An 18,569-nucleotide genomic window follows, 5' to 3' on the forward strand; every position below is an offset into this window, starting at 1 on the left:
CAGGGGTGCAGCCGATCCGTGGCCATCTCGTCGAGCAGTCCGTGCTCGATCCCTACTATCGGGACACCTCGCCTGATCCGTAACCGAAATCGACCTCGAGTTCTCCGGCAGTCATCCTTCGAGATCGAGGAAGGCCGGGGAATCCCCGCGCGTTTCCGGGATCTTGCGCAGGGCCTGGAGTTCGCGTGCCGTCGACGCCAGCGCGAGAGCCGTCTGGTCGACGAGCACTCTCTGCCGAGAGATGATGCTGCGCATCTGCTCATGGATCTCCTCGGGAACGGGCCCGGGAGGGGTGACGATCTCTTCGACGTCGATGATCTCCTCCGGATCATCCAGCGCACGCTCGAACCTCGCAAGGAGCTCGCGCCACGCCGCGATATCGCCAGTCTGCACGACGCGTCAGCCCGCCTGAGCCGTGACGAGGTCCGCGGCGCCCGCGAAAGCGTCGCGCAACGGCTCGACGAGTTCGCGGCACTCGATCGTCGCCGCGCGGTCGCGACGGATGTTCGCGTGGATGAGACGCGAGTTCACGTACGTGTAGATCGCCCGGAGATCCGCGGATCCCTCCCACGCATCGGTGAGCGACGACGTCAGCTCCGCCACGATGCTCTGTGCGTGGGTGAGGTGGTCGCCGGCAACGGCCCACGCTTCGCTCTCCTGGGCGGCCGCGGCACGATCGATGTCGACGAGAAGGCGGCCGAACAGCATCGTCACGAGCTGCTGCGGGGTCGCCGAGGCGATCTGCTGCTCCAGGTACTGCTCACGAGCGCGGGCGATGGCGAGTGCAGACATCGGTGTTCCTCCGGATCAGTTCTGGGACGCGTTCATCGCGTCGATCTGCTGGGTGAGCCAGCTCTCCTGCGAGTTCCACTTCGCCATCAGCGTCTCGAGCGTCGCGTACTGCCTCTCGAGGGTCGCTCGACGCTGCTCGAGGCGCGTATCCCACCGTTCGTCCTGCGACTCGAGATTCGCGATGAACGACTCCTGGCCCGTGATGCGCTGGGTGAGCTGCCCGTCGTACTTGTCGGAGTACTGCTCGGTGGTCTGCTGTACCCGGAGCGCGATCTGCTGGAACATCTGCTCGGTGCCCGCGGGGTCGGCTTCCATCGCCTCCGAGAACTTCTCCTCGTCGAAGCTCAGAACGCCGTGGCGGTCGATGGAGATCCCGATCTCCGACGGCGAGCGACCGTCGACGGGTCGCTGGATCGCGTTCGCCAGATCGGTCCGGAGCGAGCGGACGGTGCTGTCGCCGGTGAAGACGCCGAGAGTGGTGGATTCACCCGGCCCGGCGACGGTCGCGGTGGAGCCCTTGTCGATGCGGGCGAGGATGTCCGCGACGACCGCGACGAACTCTCCGGCGGTCTCGGCGCGAGCCTGCTCGTCGATCGCGACGCCGACCGCAACCGGGCCGGTCGTGACGGCGCTGACGGTGATGTCGACGCCCGAGGCGAGAGCATCGAACGTGTTCGTCGAACTGGTGATGATCTGCTCGGCGGCCGTTCCCGCGTACAGGCGCACCTGGGCGTCCTGCCCCTGTGCGATGACCGCCGCGTCTGCTTCCGTGCTGAGGTCTGTGCCGGTCGCATCACCGCGGTGGAGCGTGAAGGACCCGGGCGCGCCAGTCTCCTGTGCGGTGATCTGGATCCGCGAAAGAGGCGATCCGTCGCCCGCGACCCCCGCGCTGACGACGGTCGCACTGACTCCCGCGCCCGCATCGTTCAGTGCGGCCGCAAGGCTCTCGGCGCTCGTCCCCTCAGGGACGATCTGATGCTCGGTGCCGTCGGCCGAGACGAGCGTGAAGGAGCCGCCCCAGTCGTCTGCGGAGCCCGCAGCCGTGACGATCGAATGGGCGCGCGCTGTCTGGTCGACGACGATGTCGGTCTGAAATGCGCGAGCGCCTTCGCCCGCGATCACCGTGACGGATTCGTCGCTCGAGGAGGTCGTGAACACCTGCAGGGCGTCTGCACTGGCGGCTTCCGCGGCGCCCGTCGCGAGCGACTGCAGAGAGGTGTTGAGGGACTGGAGGTTGGAGACGACGAGTTCCCGGTCGCTGATCTGTGCTTTCAGCTGCTGCTGGGGGATCGCCTGCACGTTCATCAGCGCGTCGATCATCGCCGCCGTGTCCATGTTCGATGCCAGTCCGGGGATGTTCATCGTGCCTTTGCCCTCGTGTCAGATCTACAGAAGCCGAAGCGCCCGGGCGGAGTCGAGACCCCGCCCGGGCGCAGGAGACGCGTGCGTCAGGATCAGCGCAGGAGCTGCAGGACGCCCTGACCCGACTGGTTCGCCTGGGCGAGCATCGCCGTGCCCGCCTGCTGCAGAACGTTCGCCGAGGTGTACTTGACCATCTCGCTGGCCATGTCCGTGTCCGCGATGCGGCTCTTGGCGGCCGACAGGTTCTCCGAGGAGATCTGCAGCGAGTTGATCGTCGACTCGAAGCGGTTCTGGACCGCACCGAGGTCGGCACGGGCCGAGGACACCGACGTGATGGCCGCATCGACGGTCTCGATGGTGGCAGCCGCGACGGTGGGGTCCGCGAAGCCATCCGTGTCGACGATCGCCGTCTGCAGATCGGCGGCGAGCGTCTTGATGTCCGCCGAAGCGAGGTTCACCGTGATCTGGTTGCCCGCGGTGCCGTCGGCGCCGACCTGGAAGCTCAGCACACCGTCCCCCGCAGCGCCGGCCGAGGCGTCAAGCAGCTGGATCCCGTTGAAGTTGGTCGTGTCGGCGATGCGGTCGAGCTCGGCGACCAGCTGCGTCACCTCGGTGGTGATCGCGGCGCGCGAGTCGGCGTTGTTCGAGTCGTTGCCCGCCTGGACACCGAGGTCGCGCACACGCTGGAGGATCGAGTGAACCTCCGTGAGAGCACCTTCCGCGGTCTGGATGACCGAGATGCCGTCCTGGGCGTTGCGGGCTGCGACGTTCAGGCCGTTGACCTGCGAACGCAGGCCCTCGGAGATGGCGAGACCGGCCGCGTCGTCGGCGGCCCGATTGATGCGAGCACCGCTCGAGAGCTTCTCGAGCGACTTCGACATGTCGTCCTGCGTGCCCGAGACGTTGCGGTACGCGTTGAGCGCCATGGTGTTGGTAGCGATCTGAAGACCCATGTTGTTCCTCCGTGGCTGATGGGTGAGATGCCGGCCCATCCGTGGGCCTGCATACCTACTCATCGCGACACGGCGCCCGGAGCGTAACCGAGCCTCCACAGAGATGCCGATATTGCGGTATGGAGGTCGGACGGTTCCCGGCTTCAGGCCGAGACGCGATCCCGGTTCGCCTCCGGCCAGAGGGCACCGTAGAACGCTCGCTTCGCGCTCTGCGGTGCGTCGACCTGGCTCGTCTCGGCGTCGACCATCCGGTCGTCGTTCCACGCATCGAGGGCCTCGCGCATGAGGCGCAGTGCCATACTGCGGACCTTGTTGACCCTTGGCCGTGAGACACCGAGCTTCTCGGCGATGACCGTGTCGGACTCATCCCCGAAGTACGCCGCTTGGATCACGGTACGCATCGCCTCGGGGAGAGCCTCGGTCATGCGGACGAGCATTCGCCGGTTCTCCGAGCGCTCGGCCATGTGCTCGGGCATGATGATCTGGTCGACGACCGTGAGCTCTGCGCCTTCTTCCACGAAGGACTCGTAGCTCACGCTGCTGCGGATCATCGCGTCGATCTTGAACGCCTCCGCGACACGGGATTCGTCGATTCCGGTCAGTTCCGCAAGCTCGGCATGGGTCCCGTCCTCACCGTGGTCGCGCTGAAACTCCGTGCGCGCATCACGGAGGGTGTTGATCCGGGTCCGCATCCGCTCCCCTGCCGGATCGAGCTTGCGCAGCGCGTCCGAGAGCTCCCAGTGAATGTAGTGACGGGCGAACGCCCCGAACGGCGTCCCCTTGTTCGGGTCGAACTCGCGGGCGGCGCGAACGAGCCCGAAATGGGCAGCGGACATCAGTTCGCCGAGATCGGATCCCTCCACGCGGCGGGCCTTCTCCGTCGCGAGAAATTTGGCGAGGGCGAGGTTCGCCCCGACGAGCTGCTCGACCGTCGAAGAAGCGGTCGGATTGACGGTGAGATCAGGGGAATCACCAGAACTTCTCGACACGGAGAATCATTGCCCTTTCGACTCGTATATGAGGGAACCATACACAATCTGCTTGAATCTCAGGGGTTCTCGCAAGACTCGCCGAAGCCGAGGCGTCTGCCGTGGCAACGCACCGAACACCGAGGGCCACCGGCCCGCGCTCGTTGTGGGTTCGAAGGGGCCGCACTCGCCCGGAGCTGCCATGCGTCCACGCGCGGGGTGATCCCCGCCAAGCGGTCGATCTGAATCGCTCGGCCCTATTCCCATCCGACACCGCATCGACTGAGTTGATACGCTCGGCGGCACGAACGAGGAGGTTCCGGTGACCGATCACGCGCTGCTCTCGCGCCTCGACCTCAACCTGCTCGTCTCGCTCGACGCACTGCTGACAGAGCGCAGCGTCACTCGAGCGGCAGAACGCCTGCGCCTCAGCCAGCCGGCACTGAGCGCCTCGCTTGCCCGCCTGCGCACGCACTTCGACGATCCGATCCTCGCCCGCCGCGGGAACACATACGAGCTGACCCCCTTCGCCGTTCGGCTCGCGGAGCATACGACCGTCGCGCTCGAGGCGGCGCGGCGCGTGTTCGAGAGCCAGGCGGCGTGGGATCCGGCGGAGTCCGTTCGCGAGTTCGCGATCTACGGATCCGACTACGGCTTCGTCACCGTCGGCAGGCTGGCCTCACGACTTGCCGCCGAGCGTGCGCCCGGTGTGCGCTTCCGATTCATGCTGCACACCCCGGCGATCGTCGATGATGCCGCGAACCGCCTGCGCTCCGCCGACGGCATGATCATCCCGCATGGACACCTCTCGGACTTGCCGTACACCGATCTCTGGCACGACGACTGGATCGCTGTCGTCGCGAAATCGCACGAATCGGAAGAGGGCGCCGACCTCACAATGGAGGATTTCGCAACACGTCCATTCGTGATGACCTATCAATCCCGCTCGGCCTTCACCTCAGTGGCGCGTCAGCTGCAGCAGCTCGGCATCGAGCCGCGCACTGAGGCAGTCGTCGAGAGCTTCCTCGCTCTCCCGCACTTCGTGGCGGGGACGAATCGTGTGGGACTCGTGCAATCGGCGCTCGCCCCGGTCGTCGCACAGACGGAGGGAATCCGCACCGCGAAATTGCCCTTCGAAGCGACGCCGCTCGTCAACGCCCTGTGGTGGCACCCCGCACACGAGCGGGATCCCGAGCACGCATGGATGCGGCAGCTCTTCGAGGAGGCCGGCCGGCTCATAGCGGGCGATTCCGCGCGCCCGTGACGCCCACAACGAGACATCCCCCTGATCAGCGGCGGAGCCGCGACCAGGGGGATGCAGGAAGTCCAGTGCGCAAGGGGGGACTTGAACCCCCACGTCCGTAAGGACACTGGCACCTGAAGCCAGCGCGTCTACCGATTCCGCCACTTGCGCGTGTTCGCGTCTCCGCGAACTCAACTTCCCGAGAATACCATGACGGTGAGACCCCTCGCCAACCCCGCCAGGCCGTGTCGTTCGTGAGAGTGACCTGAACGTCATCCTTGCGTCCGACTCGCGAAGTCAGAAGTGCCCAGTAGCATGACGCATACCCGTATCCGACATCGAGGAGCACCGTGGGATTGCTTGACAGCTTCGAGAAGGGACTCGAGCGCGCCGTGAACGGCGCGTTCGCGAAGACCTTCCGCAGCGGCATCCAGCCCGTCGAGATCGCCTCGGCGCTGCGTCGCGAGATGGATACGAAGGCGGCCGTCGTCAGCCGCGAGCGCATCCTCGCCCCCAACAGCTTCGAGGTGCGCCTCAGCCCGGCAGATGCCGAGCGCATGCAGGGCCTCGGCCGCTCGCTCGACGACGAGCTGCGCGACATCGTCCACGCCCATGCGACGGCGCAGGGATACAGCTTCTCCGGACCTCTCGCCATCGAGATCCACGCGGCGGAGGGCATCTCGACCGGAACGATCGACGTGCTCAGCTCCTCCGCAGAGGGTCGCGTGTCCTGGCAGGCGGTTCTCGACATCAACGGCCGACGCCATGCGATCACCCGGGCACGCACGGTGATCGGCCGCGGCTCGGACGCCGACATCACGGTCGCCGACTCGGGAACGAGCCGTCGTCACGTCGAGATCCTTTGGGACGGCGAGCGCGGCATGGTGCGTGATCTCGGCTCGACGAACGGATCCCGGCTCGACGGCCAGAAGGTCAAGCAGGCAGGGCTCGTCGACGGGCAGACGATCACGATCGGCCGCACGAACATCGTGTTCCGCGTCGTCGCGACGGCGTCGCCGCGCGCCGAGAGCCTCCCAGATCAGGGCGACGCGACACAGATCATCGACGCCTTCCACGGGGGGCGCCGATGAGCGAACTCACACTTTTCATCCTCCAGTACGGCTTCCTGCTGCTGCTGTGGGTGTTCGTGTTCGTACTCATCTTCGCGCTCCGCGCCGATGTGTTCGGAGGGCGGGTGCGAAAGCTCCCGGATCCGCCCGCCGCATCCGGTGGGCCGCCCGCGGGCGCGGATCCGCGAGCGCAGACGGTCGCTCACAGCGTGACGCGATCTTCGGGCGGCTCCGAACCCGCGACCGCCTCCTCGGTCGGACGCATCGTCATCACCTCGGGGCCGAAGGAAGGCCTCGAGATCCCGCTCGGATCCGAGCCGCTGACGATCGGCCGCTCGAGCGAATCGGGCCTGGTGATTCGCGACGACTACACGTCGAGCCACCACGCCCGCCTCGTGCGCTACGCGGATCAGTGGATGATCCAAGATCTCGACTCGACCAACGGCACTTTCCACGACGGCACGAAGATCTCGCCGAACTCGCCCGTCGCGGTGCGGATCGGCGCGCCCATCAAGGTGGGCGCCACCACCTTCGAGCTGAGGAAGTAGCCCACACCCGATGGTCTTCGAGGGCTCCAGCGCCGCGATCTCCCACACGGGACGCGTCCGTTCGAACAACCAGGATTCGGGCTATTCCGGGTCAAATCTGTTCGTCGTGGCCGACGGCATGGGCGGTCACGCCGGCGGCGATGTCGCCTCGGCGATCGCGATCAACCGGCTCCAGGGGCTCGACGCCCACTTCGACTCTCCGGCTCAGGCCGAAGAGGCTCTGCGCGCGACGATCACGTCGACCGCAAGCGACCTCATCGAGATCGCATCCCGCAGACCCGAGCTCGCCGGCCTCGGAACAACCGTCAGCGGCATCGTCATGGTCGACGAGTACGCAGCCATCGGCCACATCGGCGACTCGCGCATCTACCTGTATCGCGACGGCGACCTGACGCAGATCACGACCGACCACACGTTCGTGCAGCGCCTCGTCGAGACGGGCAGGATCACGCCCGAGGAGGCGCGTTACCACCCTCGCCGCTCGGTTCTCATGCGCGTACTCGGGGACATGGACGCGAACCCCGAGGTCGACACGTTCATCATGCCGACACGACCCGGCGACCGCTGGGTGCTGTGCTCCGACGGACTCTCCGGCGTCGTCGACGAGGCACACCTCGAGAAGGCGCTCAAGCTGCAGCTGCCTCCCGCGCGGACGGCCGACAATCTGCTCAAGCAAGCGCTCGACGGCGGTGCGCCAGACAACGTCACGATCGTCATCGTCGACGTCGGGGGCCAGCACCCCCTCTATACGGGCACGCCGACGATCGTCGGGTCGGCGTCGAACCCCGACGGCGTCGACGTGCCGGCCTCACGTTCGCTCCTGCCGACGGGCTGGCTGCACCCGCAGCGCGCGGCCGCAAACGAACCGAGCCACTTCGAACCCGACACCGAGTACCTCGAGGAACTCATCGCCGAAGACCGCCGGCGTGCACGGCGACGACGCATCATCGGCCTCGGATCACTCCTGCTTCTCGCGGCCGCGATCGCCGCCGGTTCCTGGCTGTTCTACGACTGGACGCAGACGCGCTACTACGTCGGCACCGACGACGACACCGTCGTGATCTATCAGGGCATCCAGCAGTCGATCGGCCCGATCGCGCTGTCGACCGCGTACGAGGACACCGACGTGCTGATCGACGAGATCCCCGCCGCCTGGCGGTCGCGCGTCGAAGAGACAATCAGCGCCGATTCGCTCGCGGAGGCACAGCAGATCGTCGAGAACCTCCGGTCACGCGTGCCGGCGAAGGATGTCGAGCCCGAGCCGACCCCGACGCCTGATCCCACGCGCACACCGACACCGTCCGCGACACCCGACGGGGGAGGTGACGCATGACCGACATCGAGACCGAACAGACATCCGACAGGGGCGTCAAGAAAGAGCTGCGCCGCATGCGCAAGGCGCAGCGCCTGCGCAATCGCGAACTCATGTTGCTGCTGTTCGCCATCCTCCTGACGATCGGCTCATTCGTCCTCGTGCAGTTCGGGGCGCTCGGGGGAGTCGACCAGTCGATCCTGTACGTCGTCGCCGCGATGTGCGCTCTCGCGCTCGCCGTGCACATCGTGCTGCGGTTCCGCGCCTCGCAGGCCGATCCCTTCCTGGTGCCGGTCGCCCTGCTGCTGACAGGCCTCGGCACGGCGATGATCTATCGGATCGACCTCGCGCAGGACACATCGGCGGGTCTGCACCAGCTGATGTACGCGATGCTGTCGATCGCCCTGTGCGCGGTGCTGGTCTGGGCCCTGCGCAACCACCGTGTGCTGTTCCGATACACGTACATCTTCGGGCTCACGGGCGTCGTGCTGCTGATCCTGCCGTTCATCCCCTTCCTGAACGGCGGTGGCAATGCGACGGTGTGGATCCGGATCGCCGGGTTCAACTTCCAGCCGGGCGAGATCGCGAAGATCTGCCTCGCGATCTTCTTCGCCGGGTACCTCGTGCGCACACGCGAGAGCCTCACGTCGACCGGGAAGAGGATCCTCGGATTCACGTTCCCGCGGGCACGTGAGTTCGGTCCGCTGCTCGTGATCTGGCTCGTGTCGATGGGCATCATCGTCGCGCAGCGAGACCTCGGCACCGGCATGCTCATCTTCGGAATGTTCGTCGCGATGCTCTACGTCGCGACAGGCAAGACCGGCTGGGTGCTCATCGGCGTCACCCTCGCAGGCGCAGGCGCGGTCGCGGCGACGTTCGTCATGCCGTATGTGCACGGCCGCTTCGACGCCTGGATCCACGCATTCGACGACGAACTGTACAACGACCCGGCGGGCGGCAGTTTCCAGCTCGTCAACGGCCTGTTCGGGCTCGCGCACGGCGGCATGTTCGGGACGGGCCTCGGCCAGGGCCGGCCACACCTGACGCCCGTCGCCAACAGCGACTACATCATCCCGAGCCTCGGCGAAGAGCTCGGCCTCGTCGGGCTGTTCGCGATCCTCGCCCTCTATCTCGTGTTCGTCAGCCGTGGCGCCCACATCGGCGTCGCGGGCCAGGACGACTTCGGCAAGCTCCTCGCCGTCGGCCTCTCCTTCACTCTCGCGCTGCAGGTGTTCATCATGGTCGGCGGCGTGACGCGCGTGATCCCGCTGACGGGCCTCACGACGCCGTTCCTCGCGGCGGGCGGTTCCTCGCTCCTCGCGAACTGGCTCATCGTCGCGATCCTCCTTCGCGTGAGCGATGCCGTACGTCGACAGCCCCGGGCGGTGATCGGATGACCAAAGAGATCCGCAGGATCAGCATCATCGTCGTGTTCATGTTTGTCGCGCTGTTCGCGTCGACAAGCGTGATCCAGGTCTTCACGGCGAGCGAGCTCCAGAGCGACCCGAACAACCGCCGCACGCTCTACGACTCGTACGAGGTGCGCCGCGGGCCGATCATCGCGGGCGGCGAGCAAATCGCGCGCTCGCAGTCGACCGACGATCTCTACGCCTACCAGCGTCTCTACCCGGACGCCGCAATGTGGTCGAGCGTCACGGGATGGCTCAATCCGGCCCTCAACACCGCGACGCGCATCGAGCAGACGATGAATCAGGAGCTCTCGGGCTTCGCCGATTCGGCGTTCCTGTCGCGACTCGAACAGGTCATCACGGGGCAGGAGCCGCGCGGGTCTTCGGTCGAGCTGAGCCTCGACCCGGCCGTGCAGCGCGCCGCGTACGAGGCGATGGTGAATGCCGGATACACGGGCGCCGTCGTCGCCATCGAACCCGACACGGGCCGGGTCCTCGGGCTCGTCTCAACTCCCGGATTCGATACCAACCAGCTTTCGGTGCACGACCCCGAAGCCGCGAACGACGCCTACGAGCAGCTGCTGGACGACGCTGGCGACCCGCTGATCAACCGCACCGTTGACTCCATCTACCCTCCGGGGTCCACGTTCAAGCTCGTCGTGGCGGCGGCGGCGCTGTCGTCGGGTGACTTCTCGGCCGACAGCGAGTTCGACAACCTCACCGCGTACACGCTGCCCGGAACCTCGACCGAAGTGATGAACGCCACTCGCGGCACATGCGGCGACGGCGATGAGGTCACGCTCGCGACGGCGATCCAGCTGAGCTGCAATGTGCCGATGGCGCAGCTCGCTGTCGAGCTCGGCGATGACGCGATCCGCGAGCAGGCAGAGAAGTTCGGATTCAACGCGGGCTATGAGATCCCCCTCGCCTCGGCGATCTCGGGGTATCCCGCAGACCTCACCCCGGACGAGACGGCGCAGACCGGCTTCGGCCAGAGCAAGGTCACATCGACGCCCCTGCAGGTGGCACTCTGGTCGGCCGCGATCGCGAACGACGGCGCCCTGATGAGCCCCTGGATGGTCGATCAGATCGTCGGAGACGACCTCTCGATCCAGAAGCAGTACGCCGCCTCCGAGAAGAGTCAGCCACTCAGCGCGGACGACGCAGACGCCATCACGGAGATGATGGTCTCGAGCGTCGCATCGGGCGCCGCGACGGGTGCAAGAATAGAGGGCGTTGACGTGGCCGGAAAGACGGGCACTGCGGAGAACGGCCCGGACGAGCCGTACACGCTGTGGTTCACCGGATTCGCTCCCGCCGACGACCCTGAGGTAGCAGTCGCGGTCGTGGTGGAAGATGGCGGCGGCATGGGTCAATCTGGTTCAGGAAACACGATCGCGGCTCCCATCGCGAAGAAGGTCATGGAGGCGGTGCTCGCACAATGAGGCCAACGCAGGGTGTGACGTTCGGTGGGCGCTACGAGTTGATCTCGCGTATCGCCATCGGCGGGATGGGCGAGGTCTGGGAAGCCACGGATCACGTCATCGGCCGTACGGTCGCGATCAAGATCCTCAAGGACGAGTACATGGGGGATCCGGGCTTCCTCGAGCGCTTCCGCGCCGAGGCCCGCCACGCCGCGCTCGTCAATCACGAGGGCATCGCGAGCGTCTTCGACTACGGCGAGGAGAACGGATCCGCGTACCTCGTCATGGAGCTCGTCCCGGGCGAGGCTCTGTCGACGATGCTCGAGCGCGACACGTCGCTTCCCGCCGACAAGGTGCTCGACTACGTCTCCCAGACGGCCTCTGCCCTCCAGGCCGCCCACGCAGCGGGCCTCGTCCACCGCGACATCAAGCCGGGAAACCTCCTCATCACCCCCGACGGTCGCGTGAAGATCACCGACTTCGGCATCGCCCGCATCGCCGACCAGGTGCCTCTGACGGCGACCGGTCAGGTCATGGGAACCGTGCAGTATCTGTCGCCCGAGCAGGCGTCGGGACACCCCGCGAGCCCCGCGACCGACATCTACTCGCTCGGGATCGTGGCCTACGAAAGCCTCGCCGGGAAGCGACCGTTCACGGGCGAGTCGCAGGTGGCGATCGCGATGGCGCAGATCAACGACGCTCCGCCACCCCTGTCCGAGTCGATCCCCGCGCCCGTGCGGGACCTCGTGCTCGCGATGATCGCGAAGAAGCCCGCCGACCGCCCCGCCTCGGCGGCGGCCGTCTCGCGCGCATGCAATGCGCTGCGTCGAGGCGACCTCTCGGCCGCGATCGCGGCCGCTCCGATGATCGGCGCGGCCGGGGCGGGCGCCGATGGCGACGTGACTCAGCTCCTCGGTGCGACGGGCGCCGCCACGCAGATGATGCCGACGACGTCGCCGCTGCCGATGGGCGCGCCCGACGAAGAGGTCGCCGAGAAGCCGAAGAAGAAACGCAGCCCGTGGACCGGGCCGCTCATCGCGCTCATCATCCTGCTGGTCGTGGTGATCGTGGGCACGGTGTGGGGCATGACCTCTGGCCTGTTCGGTGGCGACCCCGAGGCGTCCGAGACGCCGACGCCGTCGGCCGAGCCGACGCCGTCCGAGACGGCGACACCGACGCCCAGCGCCGACCTCATCGACGTGACGGCTCTCTCCCTCGAGGGCCTCACCTGCGACGAGGCGAGCCGCACCATCAGTGAGCAGGATGCTCAGGTGACGCTCGAATGCGTCGACGGCAATGCGGCGACCACAGAGGATCAGGTAGGCACGATCTACGAGATCTCCCCGCGCGGTTTCGTCGCCGCGGGCACCACGATCACCGCCACGGTATATGGCGGGCTCGTTGATATCCCGGCGCCCAGCTCTGCGCCGTCGTTCAGCGAAAGCGAGCTCGTACGCGGCGAGTCCGCCCAGCTGAATTGGTCTCCCTATACGTGCCCGAGCGGTACGGGGAGCGTCTCCGGCTACACCGTGACACTCGAGGACGCCCGCTTCGACGACGGATCCCGCGAGCGTGTCTTCGGCGCGGAGGGCTACGTCGCGCAGGTGACGATCGATGAAGACGCGCAGTACGTCGGCGCCTCCTACCAGGCGATCTGCACCAACGGCGACTCCCAGCGCAGCTCGGCGGCCGCCTCCATGGAACCCGTCGCGGCCACGGACCCCGCTCCGGAGCCGACGCCCGAGCCCACCGGAACTCCGCAGCCGCGGGAGGGTGGCTCAACGGGCGACGACGAGGCCGCCGTCGACGATCTGCTCGGAGACTCGGAGGACGACGCCAGCGCGTGAGGCCTCGCCTGAGCGGGGTCGTCATTCGGCTCCGCTAGTCTTGCGATCCAGGCCATGCACGCACACCTTGGGGGGAGGCGACGACGTGTCGGATGAGCGAACTCAGGCGCTGGAGGCGCCCGTCCAGAACGAACGGATCCTCTCGGGCCGCTACCGCGTCGACTCTCTCATCGGCCGCGGCGGCATGGCGAGCGTCTATCGCGGCTACGACCTCACGCTCGGGCGGAAGGTTGCGGTCAAGATCCTCCGAAAGGATCTCGCGAGCGACAACACCTTCCGAACCAGGTTTCGGCTCGAGGCTCAGGCCGCGAGCCGCATGTCCCACCCCTCGATCGTGCGCGTCTACGACGCGGGAGAAGACCTCGAGGACGACGGCACCGGCGGCACGAAGCACACGCCGTTCATTGTCATGGAACTGGTGCATGGGCGCCTGCTGAAGGACATCGTCGCGGACGGCGCCCTTCCGGCCGACGATGCCGCCCGCTACGTCGATGGGATCCTCGAGGCGCTTGAGTACTCGCACCGAGCGGGCGTGATCCATCGCGATATCAAGCCCGCGAATGTCATGGTGACGGACGACGGCCAGGTCAAGGTCATGGACTTCGGCATCGCGCGCGCCGTGAGCGACACGTCCGCAACGGTTGCCGAGACGACGACGATCCTCGGAACGGCCGCATACTTCTCCCCCGAGCAGGCGAAGGGCGATCAGGTCGATGCGCGCGCCGACATCTACTCGGCCGGCGTCGTGCTCTACGAGCTGTTGACCGGTCGTCCGCCGTTCCGTGGCGACTCCCCCGTGTCTGTCGCGTATCAGCACGTGCGCGAGGCCCCGGTGCCGCCGACCGCGATCTCTGCGGAAGCGCCGGCGCAGCTGGATCCCGTCGTCCTGCGGGCGCTCGCGAAGGATCCGGCGCAGCGCTTCGCCGATGCGGCGACGTTCCGAGAAGAGCTCGACGCAGCGCTCGATGGCAAGACGCTCTCGCGACGCCAGATGGAAGCTCTCACTGACGATCTCTACGGCGAGCGTCAGCAGAAGCAGAACGAGACTGAGCACACGCTCACCCAGCTGTCGGCCGAGACCGGGATCGCGCGCACGCAGTCTGGACCTCCCGTGGCCTGGGTGTGGGCGGCGATCGCCCTGCTCATCGCGCTCGTGGCCGCGGTCGGGTTCTGGGTCGTGCGAACGGACCCTCTCGATCTGCGCGCCGCCGACACCGTCGACGTCGTCGACGTCTCACAGATGAACTACGCAGACGCCGCGGCGGCCCTCGAAGACGCCGATCTCGTTCCCACCGAACGCACTGAGCCGAGCAACACGGTCGACGAAGGCGTCGTGATCCGAACGGACCCCGCGCCCGGAACCTCGGTGTCGACCGGCGCAACGGTCGACGTCATCGTCTCCGAAGGTCGGCTCATGTCGGTGCTCCCGGAGCTCGTCGACGGCAACGAGCAGTCAGCGCGCGACGCGATCGCAGCGACCGACGGGTTGCATCTCGGCCGGGTGCTGCCGGTCAACGACCCCGCCAGCGACGAGGGCACCGTTCTAAGCGCGCACGTCGACGGGGATGCGGTGTCCGAAGGCGACGAGGTGCTGCACGGCTCGATGGTCGACCTCACGATCGCCACGGGCCGCGTCACGACCTCGAACCTCGCGGGATTCACGCTGCAGGCGGCGATCGCCGAACTCGAGGAACTCGGCCTGACCCCCGATACTCACGAAGACGCCACCTGCGAAGCGAGCGAGACACCGACCGTTATCGCCCAGTCGCCCGCGCCCGGCGACGTTCCCGTGCACTCAACCGTGACGCTCTCGACCTGCTCAGGCGAACCCGAGTCGGGCGACGACGAGTGAGCGTGCCGGTCTAGAGAAGGGCCGCGCCCCTCACCACCTGTGCCATGCCGACCGTGGCCTCGTCGGGGATGATCATCCCCGCAATCCACGGGAAGACATGCCAGAACAACGCGTAGAGAACGGCCGCGAGCAGCACGAGAAGGATCAGCAGCTTCACGGGCCACGGTCCGGGGAGGATTCGCCAGAGTCCTGCGTACATCAGCTCACGCTCTTCAGGGAATCGGGCTCGCCTTCGGATCTCGGCGTGAACGACTCGAACACGCCGTATCCGATGATCCGCTCAGCGAGCGAGAACCGGGGCGAACAGCTGGTCAGGGTGATGTAGCGCGTGCCGCTCGATTCGACCTCCGGCATGCGCGGGACGTCGGAGAGCACGTCGAGCTGTGTGGGGACGACGTACTCGAGCGAACGGTAACGGTACGTGAACCACCCCTCTGGCGCTTCGACGACGACCGCGTCGCCGATCTGCAGCGTCGTGATGTCGGCGAACGGCTTACCGAAGGTCGTGCGGTGCGCGGCGACCGCGAAGTTCCCCACCTCACCCGGCATCCTGGAGTCGTCATACAGCCCGATGCCGATGTGGTCGAGGGTGACGGCGCGCGTCGTGCCGCCCGCGATGTTGACCTTGTAGTCGTCTCCCCAGCGCGGCACGCGCATGGTGGCGAACACCTCGCCTTCGTCGGGATGCTCGAGCGCCGGCGGTTCGTACGATCGCTCCCCCGTCTCCGGATCCTCCGTGACAGGGGGCGGGGCGACCTCGAGACCCGACCACTGCTCGATCTGCTCGGCCCCCGCGAGGTTGTTCTGCTCACCGATGATGAGATCGCCGATCCAGAGCTGCCACGAGATGAAGAGCATCACGACAATACCCGCCGTGATGAGCAGCTCGCCCAGCACGCTCGCGACGGTCGCCCTGCGCCGAGCCCGGTACGGACGCGGACGCTGCAGAGGTTTCGCCTCGACGGTCACGCGTTCGAGCGTACCGGCCTGCGCCGAGCCGTCGCATCTGCGGCGGCCCCTCCCGTAGACTGGCGGCATGGCACGCAAGCAGAACGAGGACGACGACATCACCCACGTTCCGGGTGAGCCGCTGCCGAACCCTGTGTGGTTCAAGCCCGTGATGGTCGCGTTCTTCCTGCTCGGGCTCGCATGGATCCTCGTGTTCTATCTCTCGAGCTCGCAGTTCCCCATCCCCGACATCGGCGCGTGGAACCTCGTGATCGGCGGCGGGCTCGCATTCATCGGCCTCATCATGGCCACGCGCTGGCGATAGCCGCGCCCCTCGACACCTCACGACGCCCCGTCCGGACCCGCTCCGGACGGGGCGTTTCGCGCGCACCCGGCGAGGTGAATCACACCGTTGTCATTCATCCCCAGGCGTTTCCCCAGTTGTGAATAACACGCGTGTGATTCTCCCCAACTGGGGACAAAGCTGTGGATAAGTCCGTGGAGAACCTCGGATTCTCGGTGGAGAACGCGTGGACGGACGGTGGACAACACCGCTGAAGTCGTGGAGAACCCGGTCTCGGCTGTGGAAAACCTCACACGCACTGTGGACAGGGCGTGGAGAATCCCGGGCGCCGCGGGCTCAGGTGAGAGTCAGATATCCCGTCAGCGGCGGCACGAGGAAAGCCGCTGCAACGACGGCGCCGACGAGGCAGAGAAGCCCGATCTGCATCCTCCGCTGCGACGGGCGGCGCGTGCGCGTCAGGATGAACCCGACGGCCGCGCCGACAATGAGCCCGCCGAGGTGCGCCTGCCAGGCGATGTTCATGCCGGGGATGAAGCCGATCACGAGGTTGATTCCGAGCACGACGTAGATGCCCGTCATGTTCGCGCCGAGATGACGGCCGACGACGAGCAGCGCCCCGAAGAGGCCGAAGATCGCTCCCGAGGCGCCGACGACGGGGGTGGAGAACGCCAGGACGGCGACGGCCGCCGAGCCGCCCGCGGCGCTGAGCAGATAAGTCGTCAGGAAGCGCCACGCGCCGAGAAGCGGCTCGAGCGATCGTCCGACCATCCACAGCGCGAGCATGTTGAGAGCGACGTGCCAGAATCCGGAGTGCACGAATGCAGCCGTGAGGACGCGCCACGGCTGGAAGGTGGCCGTCACATCGGGGTAGAGGTACGGCGGCCAGAACAGCAGCCATGCCTGCACGTCGAGGCCCGGCACGACTCGCCCCAGCATCTGCGTGAGATACACGACCGCCGTCACGATGAACAGCGTCGTCATGACCCGCGTGCTGCTGGATCCGAACGACGACGCCACGGATCCGCCCGCCCCGCGCCCCCAGCGGCGAGCCGCGCGCTTCTGCGCGGGCGTGCGATTCTTCCGCTGTTCCTTCATGCACTCGGGGCAGATGAACCCCACCGACGCCTGCGTCTGGCAATCGGGGCAGATGGTGCGGGTGCACCGCTGACACAGCACGAAGCTCTGCCGATCACGATGCCGGTAGCAGTAGTTGTCGGGGTTGTCGGCGTACGAGTTCGACGTCACTGCGGGTGGGATCCGATCTGGCAGAGCTTCGTGCGGAGCGGGTGGGTCAGACGGTCGCGATGTCGATCGAGCTGATCACGACGTCCTCCGTCGGGCGGTCGTTCGCACCCGTCGGGACCGCGGCGATCGCGTCGACGACCTTCTTGGAGTCATCGTCGGCGACGGCGCCGAAGATCGTGTGCTTGCCCTGCAGCCACGGCGTCGGGTCGGTCGTGATGAAGAACTGCGAGCCGTTCGTGCCGCTCATCTTGCCCGTGATGGCGTTGGGGCGCTTGCCCGCGTTCGCCATCGCGAGGATGTAGGGCTCGTTGAAGTTCAGCTCGGGGTGGATCTCGTCGTCGAAGTTGTATCCGGGGCCGCCGATACCCTGGCCGAGCGGGTCGCCGCCCTGGATCATGAAGCCGGGGATGATGCGGTGGAACACAACGTCCTTGTAGAGCGGACCGTCGCCCTTCTCGTTCGTGCGGGGATCCTGCCATTCCTTCTCGCCCGTGGCGAGGCCGACGAAGTTGTCGACCGTGACGGGCGCGTGATCGCCGAACAGGTTGATGACGATGTCGCCGTGATTCGTGTGGACGGTGGCGACGGCCGTGTGCTGAGTCATGGAACCATTCTCGCAGAGAACCCCGATTCCCTCGCCGGTATCCGAGCCCTCGTGGCAGGATGGGGGAAAGTACGTCCACTAGGCGGGAGGGCACACACGTGAGCGTCAGCCTCAGCAGGAAGCGCAAGAAGGAGCTCCGCAAGCTCCAGGGCACGGCCAACAAGGTGCTGGAGGCCCAGCGCGCAGTCGCCGCCGAGGCCGCCGACGTGGCCCGTGCGGCCGGTCGTCAGCTCGGCGCGATCAATCAGGAAGTGCTCGCGCCCGAGGCGCGCAGGAAGTACCACGAGTACGTCGAGCCGTACGTTGATCGTGCTCGCCCTTACGCCGAGGACGGCTACCGCAAGGGCAAGAAATTCTTCGACGGCCGCGTGATCCCCGCCGCCGGCGGCGTGATCGGGCGAGCGATCGGCGCCTACGACGCGACGGCCGCGAAGCTCGGCAGGAAGACCATCGTCGTCGAGCCGCCCAAGAAGAAGTCGAGCGCAGGCGCCGTCATCGCCGCCGTCCTGGGCATCGCCGCGGCCGTGGGCATCTTCGTCGTCGCGTGGAAGACGCTCAGCGCCGAAGACGAGCTCTGGGTCGCCGACGAGGCCGTCGCCGCTCCCGACGCGTGATCCCACGAAGAGGGGTGCGCGGGCCGTTCGTCGGCCGCGCACCCCTTTTCGCTGCCTGCTCCCGCATCTGAGAA

The 18,569-nt window shown here is 67.0% G+C and carries 19 protein-coding genes and 1 tRNA gene; 10 read left to right on the forward strand and 10 right to left on the reverse strand.

Annotated elements, in window-relative coordinates:
- Positions 1–111 precede the first annotated feature (111 nt).
- From C0012_RS11410 to C0012_RS11430, 5 genes are all read right to left on the reverse strand, one after another.
- Positions 112–393 carry a hypothetical protein gene (locus C0012_RS11410; protein ID WP_110588049.1) on the reverse strand — a complete coding sequence of 94 codons (282 nt, stop codon included), beginning with the start codon at positions 391–393 and terminating at the stop codon, positions 112–114.
- Between the two features lie 6 nt (positions 394–399).
- Positions 400–792 carry a flagellar export chaperone FliS gene (fliS, locus tag C0012_RS11415; protein ID WP_110588048.1) on the reverse strand — a complete coding sequence of 131 codons (393 nt, stop codon included), beginning with the start codon at positions 790–792 and terminating at the stop codon, positions 400–402.
- A gap of 15 nt (positions 793–807) precedes the next feature.
- Entirely contained in the window at positions 808–2,154 is a 1,347-nt protein-coding gene (gene fliD / locus C0012_RS11420) for a flagellar filament capping protein FliD (RefSeq protein WP_110588047.1), read from the reverse strand.
- Between the two features lie 92 nt (positions 2,155–2,246).
- Complete coding sequence (locus tag C0012_RS11425) at positions 2,247–3,107, reverse strand: flagellin N-terminal helical domain-containing protein (RefSeq protein WP_110588046.1); 861 nt, start codon at positions 3,105–3,107, stop codon at positions 2,247–2,249.
- A 143-nt stretch (positions 3,108–3,250) separates the two neighbouring features.
- Positions 3,251–4,096 carry a sigma-70 family RNA polymerase sigma factor gene (locus C0012_RS11430; protein ID WP_110588045.1) on the reverse strand — a complete coding sequence of 282 codons (846 nt, stop codon included), beginning with the start codon at positions 4,094–4,096 and terminating at the stop codon, positions 3,251–3,253.
- 301 nt (positions 4,097–4,397) lie between these two features.
- Here C0012_RS11430 and C0012_RS11435 point away from each other — a divergent pair, with 301 nt between their 5' ends.
- A complete protein-coding gene (locus tag C0012_RS11435) occupies positions 4,398–5,339 on the forward strand; it encodes a LysR family transcriptional regulator (RefSeq protein ID WP_110588044.1) in 942 nt (313 codons plus the stop codon).
- Positions 5,340–5,405: 66 nt separating this feature from the next.
- Here C0012_RS11435 and C0012_RS11440 read toward each other — a convergent pair.
- Positions 5,406–5,489 (reverse strand) — tRNA-Leu (locus C0012_RS11440).
- 179 nt (positions 5,490–5,668) lie between these two features.
- Between C0012_RS11440 and C0012_RS11445 the strand changes: the two genes are divergently transcribed.
- The 7 genes from C0012_RS11445 (at position 5,669) to pknB (ending at position 14,780) form a co-directional block, all read left to right on the forward strand.
- Complete coding sequence (locus C0012_RS11445) at positions 5,669–6,409, forward strand: FhaA domain-containing protein (RefSeq protein WP_110588043.1); 741 nt, start codon at positions 5,669–5,671, stop codon at positions 6,407–6,409.
- Positions 6,406–6,936: an FHA domain-containing protein FhaB/FipA gene (locus C0012_RS11450; RefSeq protein WP_110588042.1), complete on the forward strand. Its 531-nt coding sequence runs from the start codon at positions 6,406–6,408 to the stop codon at positions 6,934–6,936. The genes C0012_RS11445 and C0012_RS11450 overlap by 4 nt, the downstream gene beginning before the upstream one ends.
- Before the next feature lie 10 nt (positions 6,937–6,946).
- Complete coding sequence (locus C0012_RS11455; protein WP_110588041.1) at positions 6,947–8,269, forward strand: PP2C family protein-serine/threonine phosphatase; 1,323 nt, start codon at positions 6,947–6,949, stop codon at positions 8,267–8,269.
- Positions 8,266–9,645 (forward strand): FtsW/RodA/SpoVE family cell cycle protein, encoded by a 1,380-nt coding sequence (locus tag C0012_RS11460; protein ID WP_110588040.1) that lies wholly within the window; start codon positions 8,266–8,268, stop codon positions 9,643–9,645. Before C0012_RS11455 ends, C0012_RS11460 begins: the two co-directional genes overlap by 4 nt.
- Positions 9,642–11,102, forward strand: a complete 1,461-nt coding sequence (locus tag C0012_RS11465; RefSeq protein ID WP_110588039.1) for a penicillin-binding transpeptidase domain-containing protein — start codon at positions 9,642–9,644, stop codon at positions 11,100–11,102. The genes C0012_RS11460 and C0012_RS11465 overlap by 4 nt, the downstream gene beginning before the upstream one ends.
- The gene (locus tag C0012_RS11470) at positions 11,099–12,928 is read left to right on the forward strand and encodes a serine/threonine-protein kinase (protein WP_110588038.1); all 1,830 of its coding nucleotides are present in this window, start codon (positions 11,099–11,101) and stop codon (positions 12,926–12,928) included. Before C0012_RS11465 ends, C0012_RS11470 begins: the two co-directional genes overlap by 4 nt.
- Before the next feature lie 85 nt (positions 12,929–13,013).
- Positions 13,014–14,780: a Stk1 family PASTA domain-containing Ser/Thr kinase gene (gene pknB / locus C0012_RS11475; protein ID WP_269777945.1), complete on the forward strand. Its 1,767-nt coding sequence runs from the start codon at positions 13,014–13,016 to the stop codon at positions 14,778–14,780.
- Positions 14,781–14,790: 10 nt separating this feature from the next.
- On the opposite strand, the gene C0012_RS11480 is transcribed toward pknB, so the two are convergent.
- Entirely contained in the window at positions 14,791–14,979 is a 189-nt protein-coding gene (locus C0012_RS11480) for a hypothetical protein (protein ID WP_110588037.1), read from the reverse strand.
- Entirely contained in the window at positions 14,979–15,749 is a 771-nt protein-coding gene (locus tag C0012_RS11485; RefSeq protein WP_232527901.1) for a class E sortase, read from the reverse strand. Before C0012_RS11485 ends, C0012_RS11480 begins: the two co-directional genes overlap by 1 nt.
- Before the next feature lie 67 nt (positions 15,750–15,816).
- Here C0012_RS11485 and C0012_RS11490 point away from each other — a divergent pair, with 67 nt between their 5' ends.
- Entirely contained in the window at positions 15,817–16,053 is a 237-nt protein-coding gene (locus C0012_RS11490; RefSeq protein ID WP_110588035.1) for a cell division protein CrgA, read from the forward strand.
- A gap of 315 nt (positions 16,054–16,368) precedes the next feature.
- Here C0012_RS11490 and C0012_RS11495 read toward each other — a convergent pair whose 3' ends face one another.
- Together C0012_RS11495 and C0012_RS11500 are read right to left on the reverse strand one after the other, a co-directional pair.
- Complete coding sequence (locus C0012_RS11495) at positions 16,369–17,277, reverse strand: rhomboid family intramembrane serine protease (RefSeq protein ID WP_110588034.1); 909 nt, start codon at positions 17,275–17,277, stop codon at positions 16,369–16,371.
- 46 nt (positions 17,278–17,323) lie between these two features.
- On the reverse strand, positions 17,324–17,881 hold the full coding sequence (locus C0012_RS11500; protein ID WP_110588033.1) for a peptidylprolyl isomerase: 558 nt from the start codon (positions 17,879–17,881) through the stop codon (positions 17,324–17,326).
- Positions 17,882–17,979: 98 nt separating this feature from the next.
- Between C0012_RS11500 and C0012_RS11505 the strand changes: the two genes are divergently transcribed.
- On the forward strand, positions 17,980–18,495 hold the full coding sequence (locus C0012_RS11505; protein ID WP_232527902.1) for a DNA helicase: 516 nt from the start codon (positions 17,980–17,982) through the stop codon (positions 18,493–18,495).
- Positions 18,496–18,569: the final 74 nt, after the last annotated feature.

The sequence above is a fragment of the Microbacterium suaedae genome, from assembly GCF_003254645.1.
Classification (GTDB): Bacteria; Actinomycetota; Actinomycetes; order Actinomycetales; family Microbacteriaceae; genus Microbacterium; species Microbacterium suaedae.

Bases quoted from the DNA above. Each gene is read 5' to 3' on its own strand.
- fliS (WP_110588048.1), bottom strand. From the start codon at position 792: ATGTCTGCACTCGCCATCGCCCGCGCTCGTGAGCAGTACCTGGAGCAG.
- fliD (WP_110588047.1), bottom strand. From the start codon at position 2,154: ATGAACATCCCCGGACTGGCATCGAACATGGACACGGCGGCGATGATC.
- C0012_RS11425 (WP_110588046.1), bottom strand. From the start codon at position 3,107: ATGGGTCTTCAGATCGCTACCAACACCATGGCGCTCAACGCGTACCGC.
- C0012_RS11450 (WP_110588042.1), top strand. From the start codon at position 6,406: ATGAGCGAACTCACACTTTTCATCCTCCAGTACGGCTTCCTGCTGCTG.
- C0012_RS11455 (WP_110588041.1), top strand. From the start codon at position 6,947: ATGGTCTTCGAGGGCTCCAGCGCCGCGATCTCCCACACGGGACGCGTC.
- C0012_RS11460 (WP_110588040.1), top strand. From the start codon at position 8,266: ATGACCGACATCGAGACCGAACAGACATCCGACAGGGGCGTCAAGAAA.
- C0012_RS11465 (WP_110588039.1), top strand. From the start codon at position 9,642: ATGACCAAAGAGATCCGCAGGATCAGCATCATCGTCGTGTTCATGTTT.
- C0012_RS11470 (WP_110588038.1), top strand. From the start codon at position 11,099: ATGAGGCCAACGCAGGGTGTGACGTTCGGTGGGCGCTACGAGTTGATC.
- C0012_RS11480 (WP_110588037.1), bottom strand. From the start codon at position 14,979: ATGTACGCAGGACTCTGGCGAATCCTCCCCGGACCGTGGCCCGTGAAG.
- C0012_RS11490 (WP_110588035.1), top strand. From the start codon at position 15,817: ATGGCACGCAAGCAGAACGAGGACGACGACATCACCCACGTTCCGGGT.
- C0012_RS11500 (WP_110588033.1), bottom strand. From the start codon at position 17,881: ATGACTCAGCACACGGCCGTCGCCACCGTCCACACGAATCACGGCGAC.